General features: G+C 30.7%; 19 protein-coding genes and 1 pseudogene. 8 read left to right on the top strand and 12 right to left on the bottom strand.

The features are described 5' to 3' along the window. The first annotated feature begins 782 nt into the window (after window positions 1-782). The 7 genes from ACNQGB_RS04325 (at window position 783) to ACNQGB_RS04295 (ending at window position 8,210) form a co-directional block, all read left to right on the top strand. Window positions 783-2,036, top strand: coding sequence for a hypothetical protein (locus ACNQGB_RS04325; protein WP_417943666.1), 1,254 nt, complete (start codon window positions 783-785; stop codon window positions 2,034-2,036). A gap of 28 nt (window positions 2,037-2,064) precedes the next feature. Further along, the gene (locus ACNQGB_RS04320) at window positions 2,065-2,919 is read left to right on the top strand and encodes a hypothetical protein (RefSeq protein WP_417943665.1); all 855 of its coding nucleotides are present in this window, start codon (window positions 2,065-2,067) and stop codon (window positions 2,917-2,919) included. 265 nt (window positions 2,920-3,184) lie between these two features. Beyond that, complete coding sequence (locus tag ACNQGB_RS04315; protein ID WP_417943664.1) at window positions 3,185-3,619, top strand: hypothetical protein; 435 nt, start codon at window positions 3,185-3,187, stop codon at window positions 3,617-3,619. 91 nt (window positions 3,620-3,710) lie between these two features. Next, window positions 3,711-4,115, top strand: coding sequence for a hypothetical protein (locus tag ACNQGB_RS04310; RefSeq protein WP_417943663.1), 405 nt, complete (start codon window positions 3,711-3,713; stop codon window positions 4,113-4,115). 155 nt (window positions 4,116-4,270) lie between these two features. Further along, the gene (locus ACNQGB_RS04305; protein ID WP_417943662.1) at window positions 4,271-4,900 is read left to right on the top strand and encodes a sigma-70 family RNA polymerase sigma factor; all 630 of its coding nucleotides are present in this window, start codon (window positions 4,271-4,273) and stop codon (window positions 4,898-4,900) included. A 2-nt stretch (window positions 4,901-4,902) separates the two neighbouring features. Further along, complete coding sequence (locus ACNQGB_RS04300; RefSeq protein WP_417943661.1) at window positions 4,903-6,048, top strand: tetratricopeptide repeat protein; 1,146 nt, start codon at window positions 4,903-4,905, stop codon at window positions 6,046-6,048. 2 nt (window positions 6,049-6,050) lie between these two features. Next, window positions 6,051-8,210, top strand: coding sequence for a tetratricopeptide repeat protein (locus tag ACNQGB_RS04295; protein WP_417943660.1), 2,160 nt, complete (start codon window positions 6,051-6,053; stop codon window positions 8,208-8,210). Window positions 8,211-8,301: 91 nt separating this feature from the next. Here the strand turns inward: ACNQGB_RS04295 and ACNQGB_RS04290 are convergent, their stop codons facing one another. Together ACNQGB_RS04290 and ACNQGB_RS04285 are read right to left on the bottom strand one after the other, a co-directional pair. Beyond that, complete coding sequence (locus ACNQGB_RS04290; RefSeq protein WP_417943659.1) at window positions 8,302-9,117, bottom strand: IS3 family transposase; 816 nt, start codon at window positions 9,115-9,117, stop codon at window positions 8,302-8,304. Window positions 9,118-9,140: 23 nt separating this feature from the next. Continuing rightward, window positions 9,141-9,419, bottom strand: coding sequence for a transposase (locus tag ACNQGB_RS04285; RefSeq protein WP_417943658.1), 279 nt, complete (start codon window positions 9,417-9,419; stop codon window positions 9,141-9,143). A gap of 61 nt (window positions 9,420-9,480) precedes the next feature. On the opposite strand from ACNQGB_RS04285, the gene ACNQGB_RS04280 reads away from it, so the two are divergent. Continuing rightward, on the top strand, window positions 9,481-10,434 hold the full coding sequence (locus tag ACNQGB_RS04280) for a CHAT domain-containing protein (RefSeq protein WP_417943657.1): 954 nt from the start codon (window positions 9,481-9,483) through the stop codon (window positions 10,432-10,434). A 445-nt stretch (window positions 10,435-10,879) separates the two neighbouring features. Here the strand turns inward: ACNQGB_RS04280 and ACNQGB_RS04275 are convergent, their stop codons facing one another. The 10 genes and pseudogenes from ACNQGB_RS04275 to ACNQGB_RS04230 form a co-directional block, all read right to left on the bottom strand. After that, a complete protein-coding gene (locus tag ACNQGB_RS04275; RefSeq protein WP_417943656.1) occupies window positions 10,880-11,674 on the bottom strand; it encodes a hypothetical protein in 795 nt (264 codons plus the stop codon). Window positions 11,675-11,808: 134 nt separating this feature from the next. Further along, window positions 11,809-12,582 carry an abortive infection system antitoxin AbiGi family protein gene (locus tag ACNQGB_RS04270; protein ID WP_417943655.1) on the bottom strand — a complete coding sequence of 258 codons (774 nt, stop codon included), beginning with the start codon at window positions 12,580-12,582 and terminating at the stop codon, window positions 11,809-11,811. Between the two features lie 13 nt (window positions 12,583-12,595). After that, entirely contained in the window at window positions 12,596-13,933 is a 1,338-nt protein-coding gene (locus ACNQGB_RS04265) for a tetratricopeptide repeat protein (RefSeq protein ID WP_417943654.1), read from the bottom strand. A gap of 9 nt (window positions 13,934-13,942) precedes the next feature. Next, window positions 13,943-15,355: a phospholipase D-like domain-containing protein gene (locus ACNQGB_RS04260; RefSeq protein WP_417943653.1), complete on the bottom strand. Its 1,413-nt coding sequence runs from the start codon at window positions 15,353-15,355 to the stop codon at window positions 13,943-13,945. A 53-nt stretch (window positions 15,356-15,408) separates the two neighbouring features. Further along, complete coding sequence (locus tag ACNQGB_RS04255; protein ID WP_417943652.1) at window positions 15,409-15,822, bottom strand: hypothetical protein; 414 nt, start codon at window positions 15,820-15,822, stop codon at window positions 15,409-15,411. A 231-nt stretch (window positions 15,823-16,053) separates the two neighbouring features. After that, complete coding sequence (locus ACNQGB_RS04250) at window positions 16,054-16,794, bottom strand: N-formylglutamate amidohydrolase (RefSeq protein WP_417943651.1); 741 nt, start codon at window positions 16,792-16,794, stop codon at window positions 16,054-16,056. Window positions 16,795-16,820: 26 nt separating this feature from the next. Continuing rightward, window positions 16,821-17,177 (bottom strand): hypothetical protein, encoded by a 357-nt coding sequence (locus ACNQGB_RS04245; RefSeq protein ID WP_472777076.1) that lies wholly within the window; start codon window positions 17,175-17,177, stop codon window positions 16,821-16,823. A gap of 566 nt (window positions 17,178-17,743) precedes the next feature. Beyond that, window positions 17,744-18,104: pseudogene (locus tag ACNQGB_RS04240) on the bottom strand (PDDEXK nuclease domain-containing protein). Between the two features lie 223 nt (window positions 18,105-18,327). Further along, window positions 18,328-18,453 carry a DUF1016 N-terminal domain-containing protein gene (locus ACNQGB_RS04235; RefSeq protein WP_417943649.1) on the bottom strand — a complete coding sequence of 42 codons (126 nt, stop codon included), beginning with the start codon at window positions 18,451-18,453 and terminating at the stop codon, window positions 18,328-18,330. 77 nt (window positions 18,454-18,530) lie between these two features. Continuing rightward, the gene (locus tag ACNQGB_RS04230; protein ID WP_417943648.1) at window positions 18,531-18,689 is read right to left on the bottom strand and encodes a DUF1016 N-terminal domain-containing protein; all 159 of its coding nucleotides are present in this window, start codon (window positions 18,687-18,689) and stop codon (window positions 18,531-18,533) included. Window positions 18,690-18,738: the final 49 nt, after the last annotated feature.

The following is an 18,738-nucleotide window of genomic DNA, read 5'->3' as shown; positions in this document are numbered from 1 at the left end:
GAAAAAAAAGATATTTCAATCATCTCTATTTAAAATGTCTACAAACATTTGAAAATCGTATAAATAAATTATTTAATCTTGATTATCAGACATTTGTGCCAGTTGTACAAAATTGATGTTTTGGAAAAGGTAATTTTCTCCCAGTATGTCTGGCATGATGATGCAAATTGCTTATTGCAAAGTTCTTGTGTCGAAATATGAATTGTAGTTTTTCAGAAAAACTACGATATCGAATTTTTACGTTTTCTATGATAATCTAAAGTTAGAAATTTGAGTTCGCTTGCTTTTAATGTTATTCAATAGAAGATATAAGGCTAGTCAAATTGATCGATAATTTTATCAATTCTTTCGCTTGTCTGGATGAAAGCGGTAAATTTCCGGTTCTTCAATTGTGGTGTATTATTTAGAAAATCTTAACAATTGATGTTGATTGATTTTAAGTAAGGCTTGTAGATAATGATTCAGCTCATAAATTTTTGAGCAAAAAAATTTAACGCTTTGTGGATGTCAAATCAATGTTTGATGAAAATCAAAGTAGTTATACGCAAAAAATCTCTGTGTTTAATTTTGAAAACAATTCCTAATTGATTCAGAGAACCCATTTACTTGAGCTCACTTCAACAACTTTTTGGTCTCCATCATTTCCATCACAGGATAAATGCATTATATAAATTGAGGTTTAAACCACCTAGGAACAAAATGTTTATTCCCTAAAAAAATAAATATTTTCCTCAAAGGTTACCTTTTTGTCTTTTCCGTATTAATAAGAAAAAGCAAATAGTATGGAACTTACAAACAAACAATCAGAACCAGCAGCTGAAACTGCAAATGACAATCTTCAGGCTCAAATAGATGCTGTTGCCACACAAAAAGTAGAACGTGTAAAAAGCTTTAGAAAATATGCTTTTGAAAAAGCAGGTTTGAATCGCGGAGATTATCTTTCCTTGAAGACCTATCTAAAATGGATTAAAGATGGTCACCTTGTTGATGAAACCTATAATGAAAATGAACAACATCTTTTAAAACAACATGTTAAAAATAAAATCACTGCTAAAGAAGATGAAAAAGAAAAATTAGCTGGAGAAAAAAGAACAGCTGTTGAAGTTACCAAGCCTTCTGTCGAGAAAAAAATTAAGGAGTTGAATGATGAAATTCAACAAACTAGAATTGACTTGGCAGATAATAAAGTCCAAACCGGTTATCAAGCTGAAAAGTATTTTATGTATGCCAGTTTAACGGTTCTATTGTCTTTTTACCTGTTGTTTTTCTATGCCTCAGCAATATATGCTTCCTTTTTTAGAAATGCAGGAACCATAATCAAAACAGCTGGTGACGACATTGCCCTGTATCTGGATAGTATTTTTGATGTGAATGGTATTTTTACCGCATCACCTTCACTAATCATAGTTTATTTAGGTGCTTTCTTGTTTTTCGCCATTGGATTAATACCTCATAATATAGAAGGGCAGTATAAAAAGTTAAATATTGGACTTGCGGTTTTTGGCGCTTTTATAGCTGATTCTTTGATGGCCTATAAAATTGATTTAGGTATCCATGATTTAAAAGTTATGGCGGGTGTTGCTGATGTCGATTGGCATTTTTATTCTAGTATCAACTTTTATATGGTGTTGCTTTTTGGATTCTGTGCTTATTTGGTTTGGGGTTATATGTTTGAAATGATGCTCAAAGAAAAGAATAAGAAAACGGGATATGTAAGAGCTGCTTTAATCATTAAGGGATTGAAAGAAGAAATTACAGCCTTGCGAGTGGAGTTGCAAGTGTTAGAAACCAAAATTATTGAACTGGAAACGCAAATAAAAAACCTCTTTTCGCAATTGGAGCAATTGAAACAAGATTTAGAAAACAGTATACTTAGACCTGATGCGTTGTCACAAAACCTGACCAGCTTTTATATGGGGTGGCGTCAATTCCTGAATGGAACCAGTGATTTGAGTGTAGAAAAAGTAAGATGTGAGGAGACTTTCAATGACTTCATGCAATCACAATTTAATCCAGAGATCGCTATCCTTAATTAAATATTTCTAACATTTTAAAAATACAATTATGAAAAATATATTATATACCCTCAGCCTCCTCTTTACGACATCTTTTTTACTGACTTCTTGCGGAAAAGAGGAAGTCAAGACAGAGAAAAAACCAGCAAACTACACTGTTGTTTTGGATTTAAGTGATCGTATTCTTTTGCCGGAACAACTCGATAAAGACTTTTATTTGATAGAAAAATATTTTAAAATTTTCGAAGAAAACTCAAGACGCAATTTAGTTCTCACTTCAAAAAATCGATTTTCAGTTAAAATCATTCCACAGAAAAATAGTCCGTTGAATGTGGATCATTATGAAGATTTACTACAATTGTATCTGGATGAAACCGATGTGAAAGACAAAAATAAATCGCTATCCGCTTTGACGCAATCTTTGCCTAAAGTTTTAAAGGCGCTTAAAAAAGAAGCTTTATTTGGAAAAACTTCCAATGCTTATTTTGGGGTTGATATATGGGCTTATTTGCACGACAATGGAATGGGATTGAGTAAGTCCGATTACGATAATACGATTTTGGTTCTTACGGATGGTTATTTTGATTTTGAAAGTCAAACTCACGTCATCAAGGACAAAAACCAATATACCAGCACCCGTTTTTTAAATGAATTGACTGCAACGAATTGGAAACAAATTTCAGAATCAAAAGAATATGGTTTGTTACCAATTAAATTAGAAAGAAATACGAAATGGATTGTGGCTGGATTGTCAGGAAAGAAAGCTAACGATATTTTGCAAACAGAGAAAATTACCTATTTCTGGAAAAAATGGCTGACACAATCCGGAGTTGCAGTATCACAATTTATTTTGAATAGTTCACAAACCGAAATGAGTTCTAACTTATTAGAAAAATTACGCTAATACGTTTGTTTATTACCCATATTTTTTTTGAAAAGGCTATCAGCAATGAAAGTCTTTTTTTGATAACAATAATCCAAACTAGCCCGATTATGGTTTAATTTTTTAAGGAATAAAAATGAAACCTGCTAATCCCTTATAAATAACGGGAATTTTAAAATTTATAGATAAAATTAAAAAAATAATTAAAATCGAGGGTTACCTTTTTACTATTCCTGTATTAATGAGTATAAACAAATAATCATTAACAATTTTAAATTTACTTATTATGAAAAATTTACTTTTCCTTATCGCGTTTTTATTTATTACAGCTTTATCTTTTGCCCAAGTTTCTGTTAGAGGGTATTACAGAAGTAATGGCACTTATGTTCAACCTCATCAAAGAACAGCACCAAATTACACCCGAAATGACAATTATAGTACTGTGGGAAATACAAATCCTTATACGGGAAAAGCTGGAACCGTTGCAAGAGACGGTTACACTTCAACAAGAACAAGTTCTACTTATAGTACGCCGACTAGTTATTCATCTTCCAGTTATTCCGCTCCAACTTACAGAAGTACTTACACGCCTTCAACGTATTCAACTCCTACTTCTTATTCAACTCCACGTTATAGTTCGACCCAAACCATTTATACAGGTTCAAGAGGAGGACAATATTATATCAACAGTAACGGAAACAAGACATACGTGAACAATTAATAAAATCATTGACCTTTCAAATAGTATCAATCTCTTGACAAATGAAATCAGGAGATTGATATTTAACTAAAAAAAATAAAAACCAATAATTATGAAAAATGTATTTTTATTGTTCAGCTTATTCTTGATGCTATCTTGTTCCAATTCAGACGATAATACCAATTCCTCCAACTCCGATTTTCATCCGCCCGCTTGGATTCAAGGAAACTGGATTCAGGAAGGAACTGCTGGTACATCTGGAGTTATATTTAGTTTTTCGGCAAATGATTTTTGCATGACTAATATGGGAGTTACTAAACAATGCCAACAAGAATTTGTAAATCTATATAGAAAATCTGGGAATGCTGTTACAGTTGCTGAAACTATTACAGCAATAGTGTACACCGCTGAAATAAAATATTTTGCAGGCCAGTCGGTTATTTATTCCTTTAGAAAATTAGCCAATAATAAAATTGAATGGACTGCTGCCACTGGTTCCCATTTTATTAAGCAGTAAGATTTAAAGAATATCAATCTCTTGAAATAATTGAAGGGATTGATATTTGGTTTTTCCTTGTTTATCGAGGTTATTCTTTCTGTAATTGATACTAAATCTAAAATTTAATTCTTATTTTGTAACGTTTTTAATACGACCTACAAAATATAAAAGAAATGTCAAAGATTACTATAACGAAGTTTGGATATTTGACGGATAAAGAACTCGTAATTCTTATTCAACAAAACCAAGATTATCTGGGAGAAGTTTACAAAAGATGCAAGCAATATAGCATTTCGTTTATGCGAAAAATGACCAACGGTTGTAAAAGTGATTATGAATTGGATGATGTTTTTCACGACTCCATTTTGGTTTTATATGAAAAAATTGTAGCGGGAAATTTTGAGTTAACCGCTTCTTTACAAACCTATTTGAATTCTGTTTGTCGCTTTCAATTGTTTAATAAACTAGGAAAAGAAAAAGGGTATTCTGATTATGATGAGCATATCGGTAACGACGATAATGAAGAAAACCCCATGAGTTATAATTCGACCATTACGGATACTTTGGATGAAATAGAAGACCCGAAAGAGTCCCATTTTACGGCCATTGAACGTGCTTTGATAGTGATGAAAGAAACTGGAGGACATTGTTATGAACTACTGACTTTGTTTTGGTATCATAAAAAATCACACGTAGAAATTGCCCAAATAATGAATTATTCAAATGATAAAACTTCAAAAAAACAGAAGTCTGGCTGTCAAGAAAAATTAAGAAAAATGGCTTTTAACGAATTGAACCACTAGAAATGAAAACAGCTATTGCTATAGTACAAAATATACTCCTTCCTAAACTGGAGAAAGATTCAAAGTTTTCTGAAAAGAAAGTTGATTCCGCTTTTTGGGAAAAATTCGCCACTGATTTGTTGCACTTTGAAGAAGATTCCAAGCCCATTTATGCCAGTATTTATAGTTTAGAATTAGCCGATGCTGAAAAAGTGATTGCCAAATTGCCAAGCATTTATTCAAAGTTCATAAAAGAGTTAGCCGAAACTTATGTTTTGGGAGAACCTTCAAAAGCAACGGAATATTTAGTAAAAACTAATAATGATGCATTCTTAAAAGAAGTTCGCTTTTTACAAACGATGCAACAAGCCATTAAAAGTGTCGAGCGGAAGCGAATTAAAGCGGATTTGCCCAATTCATATGACCGATTTACTTTCGAACTTTCTGAAACTGATATGGCAAATGTTATCAAAAAAAAAAGCCGTGAGGATTTGAAAGAAAAGATGAAGCAATGGGATGCGGAATTGGTAGAAGAAAGGGAGACTGTTCCTGTTTATTCTATGTTGACAGATGAAAACAAAAATAAGAAGGAAACGAAAGTTATTTCCTTGTCTTGGATGAGGTATGTTAGTATTGCTGCAATATTAGTAATTGGGCTTTTGGTTTGGCAGCCTACAAAGAATTCAAATGAAGAATTATTCGCTAATTATAATTCAGATGCTTTATCATCGATAGATTATGGTAAAATTGAAAATACTTCTCAAAATGGAGGAGTTAGAGGAGCAGAATTTTTATTAAAAAATTATTCAAAAGACGAAACAGAAAAAGCATTAAATGCCATAGGGTTATTTCAAAAAAGAGATTTTGAAAATTCTAAAATTCTTTTGAATGAATTGAATCCGAAAGATAAGAATTCTGAAATACTATTCTTTTTAGCAGTCTCCCAACTTAATACAAATGAAGTGGATTTAGCTATTTCTAATCTTGAATACCTAAACAAGATTCCAAATTTCACTTATGCAAATGATATACAATTTCATTTGGCGTTAGGATACATAAAGCAAGATAGGAGTCGGGAAGCTAAACCTTTATTGCAGTCATTAATTAAAAAAGGAACTTCGTATTCTAAACAATCAAGTGAAATTATCAAAAAAATGCGATGGATCTAAAATTGATACTATTTAAAGCGAAAAATTTTTTAAATGCCACTTTGGTTTACTTAGTATTATTTTTAATAGTATATCTCATAGCCAATGTAGTTCACCTTATTTGGTATATAGCGGATATAGAAGGGTTTTGGGGAGTTAGCTATTTTTTCGAATTGTTGAGAATTGCAGTTTTAGTTATTGGTCTTTCTATATTTGTAATCGTAATTATTGGGTTATTATTATCCTCTTTATTTTCTGTTTTTAAAAAAGGAGCTGGTAAGAATGATTTCTTGAAATTATTTGGTGTACTGTTGTTTGTTATTATTATATCAGTGTTTAACTATTTTTTTTACAACGGTTTCTCCTTATACTTGACGAAAAGCCTTTCCGATAAATATAGTTATATCGAAAAAACCGAAGAATATATCCGAAAAGGAGAATCCAATACTGCTTTAGATTATGCTAAAAAGAGTTATGAAAAAGAATTAAACAAGTCTGCGGTCTCTCCATTTTTATTTATTACAAAACTATATAGTGGTAGCGATTTTGCCCAAAAACAAAGATTAATTTCTGAATATGCAGCAATAATTAATTATGGGTTTTGTTTGAAAGAGAATTTGAATTCTGATAGAAAGGCAGAAAAGTTATTTAATGATGCTATCTCGATATCTAATAATTTTTTACTTAAATCAGAAAAAGAAAATCTTCAAATTTTTCCGGTTCTTTCATTAGCAGAAATTAATTTATCTAAAGGTAATTATCTGGTTGCTGAAAATTATTTTAATAAATTAAGTAAATTAAATAAAAAATCACAACCCGAAGATGTGGTTTATTTAATTAATTCAAAGATGCTTTTTGCGGATCAGGCTTTAAGAATAGGCGATATAAAAAAAACAATGGAGCTTAATATTGAAAATTTGCATTTATATGAGATTAGTGAGTTAAGCAAAACATCAGCAAATTATTTAAGTTTACTTCTACTTGCCACAACAAGTGAACTTTATTTACAACATTATAAATCCGCCGGGGAATTACTAATTAAAGCGCAATCTTTAGCTGATGAAAAAACAGATGAATCAATTTATTTACAATATTTGCTTGTAAAGGGTAATTATTGTTATCAGGTTGCCTTAAATCAACAGGGTAATAAAAAACTAATTTATAAAAGTTGGTGGAATAAATTTGTAGGGTTTTTTACTAAAGGAAAGAGTTTAAAAGAGGAATTCATCACAGAAGCAGAAAAATGTTTTATTGAGTCAGTTGATGAAACAAAATCAAGAACAGGGGATTATAATATTCAGTATGTAGAAAGTTTGAATCGATTAGCTGTCTTTTATTCTAATACAGGCCGATTTGTTAATGCTCAAAATATCTTTAAAAAAGCGATAACCATTTTAAAGCCTCTAAAAAATGATTATAAGGACTATTATAATAAACTTTTAATAAGTTCACTCGTCATAAATGATTCTGGCAAATCAATAGATGAAAATATTTTTGAAACTATTGAAGTTCAACTTTTCAATAAAATTACTTCCAACTATTTATTCTTAACGGAAGATGAGAAAGAGAAATTCATTTCAAATATTGAAAGGGATATTACTTCAATTAATCTTTTCTATCTGAAACAGAATACTTTCAGGGATAATGAGAGGCTTTACAATAATATATTGGCAACAAAAAACATTGCTTTATATTCCAATCAGAATTTACGCAATTTTATATCAAAAGCTGATGGTTCTTTAAAATCTGACTATATCAAATTGTTAAATGAGAAAGAAAGATTATCCCTTCTATCAAAAAAAGAAAATTCTGAAGAATTACAGTGGAATTTAAAATTAAAAGAAAGAGAAATAATTGCAAAAGTTTATAAGAATCCTTTATTTCAAATTTACAATCCAAGACTTGTTCAATGGAACGATATTAAGAAAGCACTAAAAGTGAAAGAGACAGCCATTGAAATTATAAATGTTCCAATTAGCTATTTAGAGAAACAAGATTTTCAATATTATGCTTTGATTATCAAGCCTGATTCTAAATATCCGGAGATAATACCTTTATTTAAAGAAAGTAATTTGACAACAATTCTTAATGCAAAAGGAGAAACAGAACAAAGGGTAAATGCTATTTATTATGAGAATAAGTATGCTGTACCCATTTTTCAGACAGAAATCTCAACGATTTAAGATAGGTTTTTAGTTTTATATTCTATTATCTTGGTTAAAATCGGAGATAACTTTTGGCTATTTTAAGAAGCCAAAAAAAGTTATTCTGATTTTATGCCACTTCTTTTTTGTAATAATTATTATAAGGCGTTCCATAATCTAGTGACTGATGAATTCGCCGTTTATTATAAAATTCAAAATAATCTTTGAGTCCTCTATAAAGGCTGATTCCATCAGTATATGCTTGTAAATATACATTCTCGTATTTGACTGTCCTCCATAATCTTTCTATAAAAATGTTGTCAATAGCTCTTCCTTTACCGTCCATAGAAATTTTTATTTCATTGTTTAATAGTACATTGGTGTGAACCTCACTGGTGTATTGACTTCCTTGATCTGTATTGAAAATTTCAGGCACACCATACTTTTGTATAGTTTCTTGCAAAATATCGGCACACCAATCGGCACTCATTGTATTGCTTACACTCCAGTTCAAAACAAATCTTGTATGCAAATCAATAATCGCAGTCAAATACATAAATCCTTTTGCCATAGGAATATAGGTGATATCTGTTGCCCAAACCTGATTTTTATGGGTAATCTTCAAACCTTTGAGTAAATAAGGGTATTTCTTATGTTCTTTATTACTCACTGTTGTTTTAGGTTCTCTATAAATGGTTTGCCAATTGATGATTTGCATCAATCGTTTTACCCGTTTGCGATTCACTTTAAAACCTAAATCCTTGAGCCAAAACGTCAGTTTCCTGCAGCCATAAAATGGAGTATTAAAATACTGTTGGTCTAATAATTGCATTATTTTCAAGTTCTCTAAACCTTCCTGTTTTGCTTTATAATAAAGACCGCCACGATGAATTTCTAATAATCGACATTGTTTGACAATGCTCAATTTATTTTGGGTATCGACCATTTTCACTCGCTCACGGATCGATACTAACCCAGACTTTTTTTTAAAAAGTCATTCTCCAAAGTCAGCTGACCTATTCGAGCATAGAGTTTCTCTGTTGGAATTTCATCTTTGGCAACGACCGTTTTTTCTGCAGAAAAAACCGCAGAAAGATTCCGTATGGCTTCGGACTTCCACATTGAAATTTGGTTGGGCAGCAACTCGTATTTTTTTGCTAATACCTCGATGGTATCTTTCTCTTTTAAGGCTTCCAAAACAACTTTGGCTTTGAAGTCTTTTCCGAAGGTTCTTCTTGTTCTTGACATATTAGTGCTAATTTAAGGTTTTTATTCCTATCTAAATTAGTCGGAATATATTGTCCGAATTTTGGGGGTCAGCATAAAGGATGTTTTATATGATCTTATATGGAAACCATTAGAGCCACATTTAGCTTCGTCATCAAAAGTATATTTATCACTGAGCCGGTTATTGCATAAAATTTCATTTCCTGCTTTACTGATAGATAAACAGTGGGATATTCAAATTTTGGGCAGTACAAGACAAGTCTTAAACTTAAATTCATCTTCTCAAAAAAAATTGAACATTGCTTTGTTTGGAGGTGTTGATTATAATTTTAATAACAAAAACAGAAGTTTTAGTTCCATTGATAAGGAAATAAAAAATACTTTTAAAAGAGGTAAATTTGCCAATTTGAAATATACAGAAAATGAAGTAAAGGCGATAAAGCAAATATTTGAAAAATATTCCAATAAAAAACCAATGGTTTTTCTCAAAAAAGAAGCGTCAGAGCAAGAATTTAGAAGACTGGATAAGAATATTTACAACATTATTCATTTAGCTACACATGGGTTTTATTATAATATTAATAATTTAAACAATGCTTCCGCTTCGGGTTTAGATGGAGAAATGTTCATAAATCAAAGTTCCATGTACAGAAGTGGTATTCTGCTTGCCGGAGCAACTAATTCTATAAGAGAAACTGATATTGACGGTGTTTTAACTGCTGTGGAAATATCTCGTATGGATTTATCTAAAGTTGATTTGGTTGTGTTATCGGCGTGCGAAACAGGTTTAGGGGATGTTTTAGGAAGCGAAGGTGTTTTTGGATTGCAAAGAGCTTTTAAGTTAGCTGGTGTCCATTCGTTAATAGTTAGCTTATGGCAAGTTCCTGACAAACAAACTTCCGAATTAATGGCCCAATTTTATCATTTTTATTTGAATGGAATCCCTAAAACCGAAGCTTTGAAAAAAGCTCAAATGGAGGTTATAAAAAAATATCCGGAACCATTTAATTGGGCCGGGTTTGTGTTGTTAGAGTAATGTTATTTTAATGAAGGGTTACCTTTTGTTCATTCTTGTATTAATAGTTATAGCTTATTAATCTACTAAAATGATTAGATGCTAATACGGACAAGTATATATTTTTATAACCTATATGAAAAGGAATACGAGAAGAGAAGAAAAAAAATATAAAATAAATATTTTTATCTATGTCCTGACGCCCCATGAGCCGTAACAGTTTTTTGAGATATTGTCTGATGTAAAACTGAGGTTTGGGGATGAAGCTGGCTATTATGATTAAGGATAACCAGAGTCAGGAGAGGAATATTAGGGGTATCTTTTTTTTATTTGAACTGTTTTCAAAATAATTGAACAATAAAAGCATATTTAAAAATTATTTAATGCAAGTGACCGTGACGGCTGGACAGAGGTTATATCCACGCCACCATGGATTATAATAATTCTATTTTGTATGTTATTGCTCTCATGAAGGTTTCTGGTATTTTTGGTTAACTCTTGCCGTACCGATTTTTGGGACCATGTTATCTTGCCAAATTCCTAAATCGTATTTCAAGCTAAAATCTTCCTGAACTTGTTTGCCGAAATAATCATTTATATAATAAACTTTCTCCAAAAACAGCTTCAAGTCATCCATTAAGGTTTCAGTCGCGAGAATATTAAGACTTGTTCTTTTAGTATTTATAGAAATATCTGCGTGCAAAATAATTTCCCCAGAAGCAAAAATTTGTAAAAAGGGGGAACTACTTATAAGTTCCATTTCTGTAATTATTGTACTATCTAGAACAAAAGCGTATTTGTCAATTATTTTGTCAAAAGTGTCTTTTAATGATTGTACATTGAATGAAATATAACTTGCCCATGTCCTTGTTGGAAAAATTGGAGCGTTTTTCACATAATCAAAAAGCTTAATAGTTTCATAAAACTCTTCTGTTGAGAGTATTTCTTTATAATTGGTATTTAAATTTTGCGGTTTAAATTCACAAGTTGCTTTATATATCTCTACGAAAAGATGTAAAATGTCATTAACCGGTCTTTTAAATTGGTGAAATGCACTTTTTAAAATTTTCGTTTTTTCTTTTTTTTCTCGTTCTTGAATTACATAATCGATCAAAAAAACTGTTATAAAAATTCCCAGAATTTCAGTTACTAAGTTTAGTGAAAAGCTTTTCAAATCAAGATTTGTAGTACTGAAATATATGATAATTACTGCCATTAATATTGCTGAAATCAGCCTATATGATTTTTTTAGTAGACCCATAGTATCTTGTTTAGTTCAAATTTGTTAAATGCGCCAAAACGAGCATATCCGACCAATCGGAATGCCAGAGCCAGGAGAGGAATATTAGGAGCTATCTTTTTTTCATATTTAATTCAAAGCTTTAAACCATTATTTTACAAATCATGCCATATTGAATCACTCGATAAAATTTCTAAATCTCCATTTATTATAGCATCTAAAACTGTTTCATAACTAAAAGTAGTTGATAATAATTCAAATATTTCTTTTTTTTGTGATTTTTCCTTAATAATAATATATTTTAAATCGGACAAGTCAAAAGTCAAAACAACTTCATTTGTAAAAGGCTTTTTTTTTAAATCTTTAGATTTAAAAGCAGTTATTAATTCATTAGTTATAAAATTCCTTTCGAATATTAAAGGATTTATTCTTCCATGTTTATGTACAAATCTCCATTCACGGTCGTTAAATGCCGTAAATTCTTTGCCTTCATTATTTATGACTTTAATTGGTTTTAGATACATTGTCATATTTATACAATTATCAAAAACAGTGGATAATGGATCGGTAGAATCAAGATCGGTAGCCGAACTTGCCAGCTTCCGCCCTGCGATTGTGATTATCTCCAAGAATGAAGTTCCAATTTCGCTATTTTCATATGTGTAAATTACAGGCTCTAATTTGTTTATTTGTCCCCATTCTCGAGTTAATCCTATTGAGAAATCGCCATAGTTTATTTGGCTTTTTGATTCAAGCAAAGCAACATTGCTAAATGAAACCATTAAAATTTTGACTTTATAGCCATCTACAATTTCATCTGCATAGCTCGCTTTAAAGCCTCTGTCATTTATAATTCTTTTTAAATCCTCGTGTTTTTTGATTGAATGAAATAAAATATTTGTTTTTTTTAGTTTTTGCTCGTTGTTCATTGGTAGATAACAATTATTTTTTTTCTTTTACTAAATCTTGATATTTCTTATAGTCAGTTAATCCTCCTTCTATATCTTCAATTTTATATCTTGCTTTGCTTCTATAATAATAAGCCCCACTTGTAGGATTAATTTCAATAGATCTACTATAGTCAACTATTGCGTTTTGATATTCCTTTAAGCTCATATTTGTATTTGCTCTGTTGTAAAATGCGTTGTAAAAATTTGGATTAAACTCTATTGCTTTAGAATAATCATAGATTGCTCCAAAATAATCTTTCAACACGTATTTGACTATTCCACGATTATAAAAGGCATCTGAGTACGTTGGAGAAATTTCAATTACTTTTGAATAGTCATTAATCGCTTCATCTATTTTATTAATTTTTTTATTGTACATACCTCTGTTAAAATAATAACTTTTGCCTAAAGGATTTATTTCGATAGCCTTAGTTAAATCATCTATCGCTCCTCTATAATCGTTTATTCTTGCCTTTGCACAAGCGCTTGAAAAATAAGCGCTTGTGTATTCTGGATCAATCTCAATAGCCTCAGCAAAATCTATTATGGCATATTTGTAAAGATGTAGTTCGTTTTTTGCCCAACCTCTATAATAATATAATTTTTCATTGTTCGGGTCTATTAACAATTCTTTATTTGATAAGTCAATTGCTAATTCAAAATCCATTTTTGCTTGTTTGGATTTTCCAAGGGATTTTAAAGTCCTCCCCCTATTATTATAAGCTCGAATATTATTTGGTGCAAGTTGTATTGCTTTATCATAATCTTTAATGGAACTTTCCTGATCGCTTTTAAATTTTACATTTGCTATTTGATGATAATATTCAGAGTTGGTACAATCAAGTAAAATTGCAATACCAAAATCTCTAATTGCCAAATTATCTTCATCAATTTCATCATAAATACTTGCCCTTCTTGCATAGGCTTCTGTAAAATTTATATCAATTGATATTGCGCTACTAAAGTCTGAGATTGCTTTTTTGTATTCAAATATTTTATTATGTGCTATTCCTCTAAGGAAATAAGCAAATTCAAAATAAGGTTGTTTTACAATTATTTTGTCAAATAACTCAATTGCACTGAAATAATTCTCTTTTACTTTTGCTTGATATTTAAATTCTCTATCATTTAAATAATGTGTATTATGTTTTATTGAGAAAAAAAACATTTCTGAGTTGCGCTTAATAAATTTACTGTTGATTAAGTAAAATGCTTCATCAAAAATAAGGGCGACATCATTAAAAAGTATTTTCTCTCCAATAACAATTTGTTTTTCGATTTTTGCCAGTGAGGCATTTATGGTAATCAGTGATTTATTATTGTCTTCCATATAAAAGGTTTAAACAGCAGTTTCGGTTTTAAGTTCTTCAAGAATTTTTTCAAATTCTTCTTTTGTTGTATTAAAATACTCGTCCCAATTATCAATTATTTTTATTTTTGAAAAAGCATCCGTGTTTTTTATTAGCTGCAGCATTTCTTCCAATTCATTTCTTTTACGAATCAGGCTTTCTCGTATTATTGTCAGCTTGTCTTTCTCGTTTATTGTTTCTCCTTGCGATTTAAAAATACCTTTTTCTAAACTGGCTAAAATCTCATTTACTTTAGCAAGATCATTTTGATCATAGGCATTCTTCAGTTCCGTAAAAACTTTGGTTGCTAGTTCCTTTTGTTCATCGGTAACTTTATCGGGATGGCATAGTTTAGATGCTTTTCGATAATTTTTTTTGAGTTCATTTTGTTTGTCAAAATCTAATTCAAAAGGCTTTGGTTCACTTAATTTTTCGTGATATGATTTTGAGAAATCTTCATAATCCGTTTTCGCTTCCTGATATTCTTCTTGCTTTTGTTCATCGTCTTCAAATTCTGCAGCCAATTTTTCTGCAATAATCTTTTTTAAGTATAGAATCTCATTGATTATCTGCCCCAATTCTTCATTGTATTTGAGCTCAAAACTCCTAATGTTTTTTGTAATGTCTATTTTCTCATCTTCAAGACTTGAAATTTGATATTCTAAACTTCTAATTTCCAATTGCAATGCCGGAATTTCTGGGTCATTGTAAATTGTAATTTTTTTGAATTTACTTGTAAATGCCTGCAATAAATTAACAGTTTTGCTATACTCTTTATTATTACAAAAATTTAAAATGACTTTTAGTTTATCTATTCTCTCATCAGTGAAGTTTTTTGGAATTAAACTTTTAGTCTTTTCGATTTGATATTTTATATCCTCTTCATCCTCTAAACGAATGACATTTAGCAATGTATCTAATCGGATTATTACTTTTGTCCAATCGATGTTTTCAATATCGTTGCCGTAATATTTGTCTTTTATCTTATCAAATTCCTGATTAAAATCTAAAATTAGATTAGGGTCATCTTCAATTAATGTTATACTCTCATGGTTGGATTTGGCTCTTTGAGTCCAATTGTAAGAGCCTGTAATTAAAATATGATTGTCAATAATGCAAAACTTATTGTGCATTAAAGGATCATAGGTTCGTCCTTTGCCAATCCAATAAATTTCACCTCCGTTATCTCTTAACTTTTGATAATTAATTCTACTATCTAAATTAATTTCATGATTGGCAATTAGTAATTCCACAATAATACCTGACTTTGCTTTTTCGCAAATAATATCAAATAGTTTTGTATCTGTGAACCAGGCAACAGCAAGTCTTATACTTGAATCGGCTGTTTGTAAATTTTCCTCAATATGCTTATGAATTTTTTCGAAATAAGCTTGTGATTTCATCTTCAACGTTTTATTTATTCAACTTTTCCACTTCTTCCTTATCCAGGAATGCGTTACACCACAAAGTCCATCAGCATGTCATTTTGAATATCAAGATTAACAGCAAATTCTTTGTTGTAAATAATGCTAGGGCCATCGATGCCATGACTATATTGATGATAAATTATGCTAAAAACTTTTACCGTCTTGCCGTAGGCACAGGCAATGCATTTAGAGTCGTGTCTTGTGATTTTTGTGATGATAATTTTTTGTTCTTTGTTTTTCCAGAAATCTAGAATACGATATGCGCCTTTATTAAACTCTTCTATTTCTTTGTGATTTTGAAGGTTAAATTTATGAATGACTTTTAAAACCGGACTGCTATCTACCTTCCTGCAGGCATAGAGTATTTCATTCACAAAAGCTTTTGTTAATTCTACATTCAGTAAAGATGTGTTGGGTTTAGCAATTAAAGCGTGGTTTATCATTGTAATAATTTGAATTATAAAGATGGTTAAAAAAATTGAGTATTAAAAGTTTTTAAATTTTGCAAAATGCTAACTTGCTTTTAAAATTGTCAAGTGTACAATGTATACCAGAAAGAAATAAAGGTAGCCCTGTCCATGATTAAAATTTCATAATTTATTCAACCCTCGGCCTCATGGTTGTTGCGTACTCTATCTAATTGGTTTAAATGGGAAATAATTACAAATTGTTTTTTATAGATTTCGAATTACATTCAGATATTCCTGAACGACATGTTTTATTTCCAGGTATTGAATGGATTTTTCATTGGATGGCTCGTTTAAATATAGCCCTCTGTTTATTTCTAACATAATAGATTGTACGTTTTTGTCTATATTATAATACTGTAACGGAACTATGGCGCCCTTGTAAGGCCAATCGACTCCTAAAGAATATCCCTTTTTCTCAAAGAAAGCTATTGAGGCATCTATTAATTTTTGAGGGGTATGAAAGCCATCTGTGCCAATGTTAAAATCTGGACGATTCTTGTTTTGGTCTAAATCCCGCATAATTGGATTTGATGGATAGGAGTGACAATCTACAATAGTTACAGTACTGTTTTTTGTCAATTGATTTCTCACTTCATCCGTAAACTGATTGTGGTGTTTCCAATAATAATTGTCTAAAATTTCCGTGCGCAAGTCAGTTGTGACTTTTCGTAATGGTTTTCCAGAATCTGTTTTTTCATATAAAACTCCCATGCCATATTGCGCCATTATTTCTTGACTATCGTCAGAAAAGCGTTCAGTATCGCAAAATATTCTTGAAAAAGGAGCTTTGATACTGATATCTGTATTGTTTTCAAACAAGTCATCGGTGTACCAGTCGGTGAGCTTGAGAATTTCCTGATCTAAAATTGTTTCAGACACTGAGTAGCCTTCGGTAATAGGAATATTCGTTGCAGCATGCGGAATATGTAAAATAAGTCGTCTCATAGGTTTTCGCTTAGAAGGTTATTAATTTATAAAAACACTTTTTTTCTTAATTCAACAGGCATATCGTGTCGTTGTCCATCATACATCCATATCGCTACCTCTCTTATATGAGTTCTGATCAGATGCAGTTTTTGATTTTGCGGTGTTATTTCGTATCGACGATACGGATAATTGGAATCTGCTGATTTACATTTTGCATATACTTCTCGTAATTTTACATCGAGAATATGGAGAATTTCGACTATTGTGCATTGTTTTACATCTATTGATAACTTTTCAAGTTCTTTAATAACTTCTTGGTACGAAGACTGCGGAGTTAACTCTTCTTTTACTTTATCTTCTTCTTCAATACCAAAGATTTCATCCATAAAAGATTGACTCATTTTGCGGTTGCGATGGGCTCCAAATAACATATATACTAAATTTAGGGTTTCTGATTAATTAGTTTTGGACTTTTATATCTTCTTGAAAGAAGCCGCTTTTATTTATTAGAAAGAATGTTTCCAGAAAGGCTGGTGATATTGTTGGTTTTGCATTTTGATATTTTATAATTATTGAACATTGATTGTTGATATGATTTATAAAAATAAGTTATTAGTCTTTGTTTTGCTCTGGGCAGAGACTTTATTTTCCTATTAATAGAAAATGTGGAGAAAGGTAACCCTAGTGACTGTTAATTATTTTTCTATTTCATCAAAGTTAAATTGTGATTCATAAGAATAAATCAAATCATCTTCATCGCTTAACAATTGTTCCAAGTCTACTAAATAGATATTTTAACGTAGTTATTTTTCCATAGCTAATTCTTATAAATATTTGAATTTCAGTGTTTTTTATTTGAGAAAAGGGATGAAAACAAAAAGGCTTTCGATTGAAAGGCATTTTATTAGAAACTTAGTTATTAAATTAATCGTCAATAAGCATCTAACTAATATAAATCATGTAACTTTTATTTTAGTAAATGTTTGTCTGGGAGCTGAATTTTATATTCAGCAACCATAGTTGGGTAAAGACTTCGACTTAATGCATGTTCTACGACCGCATCATCCTGATTTTTACATATTAATATTCCAATACTTGGATTTTCATTTTCCTTTCGGACAGCACGATCAAGTGCTTCCAGATAAATTAAGTTGCCCTAAATGCTCAGGTTTAAATTTATCAGATTTTAACTCAAATACTACAAAACATTGTAACCCTCTATGATAGAACAACAGGTCGATAAAAAAATCACTATTGCCCACTTGGACTTTGTTTTCTTCTCTTACAAATAAAAAATCTTTACCCAACTCCAATATAAAATTTTTCATTTCTTTAACTGTCCTTTGTGCAAGACTCCGTTATTATGGGGCTCTGAAAGATTTTAAAAATCAAATACATAGCTATCCTTAAATGTATTTAAAGCCTCTGGATGAATTTCTCTCAACTCTGTTGAGAGTTTTACGTAACTCAAGATAGTTCGTTCATAAAGACTGGATGAAACCTGCCGATCCAATTCCCTAAACTATAGTTTTCCTGCTTTGATAACTTCAGTTAGAACTCTTTTTCTTTTATCGTTTTATATCTTGAAAAAATAACAAGATTATGTGACCAGCTAATTTCTCTCAACACTGTTGAGAGTTTTGGATAAGGACTGTATGATTCATAAAATTGCTTCATTCTCCAAAGGTTTTTATCTAAAATCCTTTTAAATCCGATTCGTTCCTTTGTATATATTCGGCCAAATCCTTAACGTCCTATTGTCCCCATTCAGAACTTTCAGCCTTCTTGCTCATATATTCACCAATATTCCAATAAAGCTCAATTAGCTCAGTATTGATAATTTTAATGGCTTTGAATCGTGACTCTTTTATAAATTGCACAATGTCTAAAAACTGATTTTGTATTATTTCCATAATTTTATTTTTTTTAATTGATTATATAAATGAACAGGTAAATTTTCCC

It is taken from the genome of Flavobacterium frigidum (assembly GCF_048286795.2).
Note: the sequence above shows the minus strand (reverse complement) of the source record. Positions and strands in the feature narration are given on the sequence as shown.

Bases quoted from the DNA above. Each gene is read 5' to 3' on its own strand.
- ACNQGB_RS04310 (WP_417943663.1), top strand. From the start codon at position 3,711: ATGAAAAATGTATTTTTATTGTTCAGCTTATTCTTGATGCTATCTTGT.
- ACNQGB_RS04250 (WP_417943651.1), bottom strand. From the start codon at position 16,794: ATGAGACGACTTATTTTACATATTCCGCATGCTGCAACGAATATTCCT.
- ACNQGB_RS04265 (WP_417943654.1), bottom strand. From the start codon at position 13,933: ATGGAAGACAATAATAAATCACTGATTACCATAAATGCCTCACTGGCA.
- ACNQGB_RS04230 (WP_417943648.1), bottom strand. From the start codon at position 18,689: ATGGAAATAATACAAAATCAGTTTTTAGACATTGTGCAATTTATAAAA.
- ACNQGB_RS04325 (WP_417943666.1), top strand. From the start codon at position 783: ATGGAACTTACAAACAAACAATCAGAACCAGCAGCTGAAACTGCAAAT.
- ACNQGB_RS04305 (WP_417943662.1), top strand. From the start codon at position 4,271: ATGTCAAAGATTACTATAACGAAGTTTGGATATTTGACGGATAAAGAA.
- ACNQGB_RS04235 (WP_417943649.1), bottom strand. From the start codon at position 18,453: ATGAAGCAATTTTATGAATCATACAGTCCTTATCCAAAACTCTCAACA.
- ACNQGB_RS04260 (WP_417943653.1), bottom strand. From the start codon at position 15,355: ATGAAATCACAAGCTTATTTCGAAAAAATTCATAAGCATATTGAGGAA.
- ACNQGB_RS04245 (WP_472777076.1), bottom strand. From the start codon at position 17,177: ATGAGTCAATCTTTTATGGATGAAATCTTTGGTATTGAAGAAGAAGAT.
- ACNQGB_RS04290 (WP_417943659.1), bottom strand. From the start codon at position 9,117: ATGGTCGATACCCAAAATAAATTGAGCATTGTCAAACAATGTCGATTA.
- ACNQGB_RS04275 (WP_417943656.1), bottom strand. From the start codon at position 11,674: ATGGGTCTACTAAAAAAATCATATAGGCTGATTTCAGCAATATTAATG.
- ACNQGB_RS04270 (WP_417943655.1), bottom strand. From the start codon at position 12,582: ATGAACAACGAGCAAAAACTAAAAAAAACAAATATTTTATTTCATTCA.
- ACNQGB_RS04300 (WP_417943661.1), top strand. From the start codon at position 4,903: ATGAAAACAGCTATTGCTATAGTACAAAATATACTCCTTCCTAAACTG.
- ACNQGB_RS04285 (WP_417943658.1), bottom strand. From the start codon at position 9,419: ATGTCAAGAACAAGAAGAACCTTCGGAAAAGACTTCAAAGCCAAAGTT.
- ACNQGB_RS04315 (WP_417943664.1), top strand. From the start codon at position 3,185: ATGAAAAATTTACTTTTCCTTATCGCGTTTTTATTTATTACAGCTTTA.
- ACNQGB_RS04320 (WP_417943665.1), top strand. From the start codon at position 2,065: ATGAAAAATATATTATATACCCTCAGCCTCCTCTTTACGACATCTTTT.
- ACNQGB_RS04255 (WP_417943652.1), bottom strand. From the start codon at position 15,822: ATGATAAACCACGCTTTAATTGCTAAACCCAACACATCTTTACTGAAT.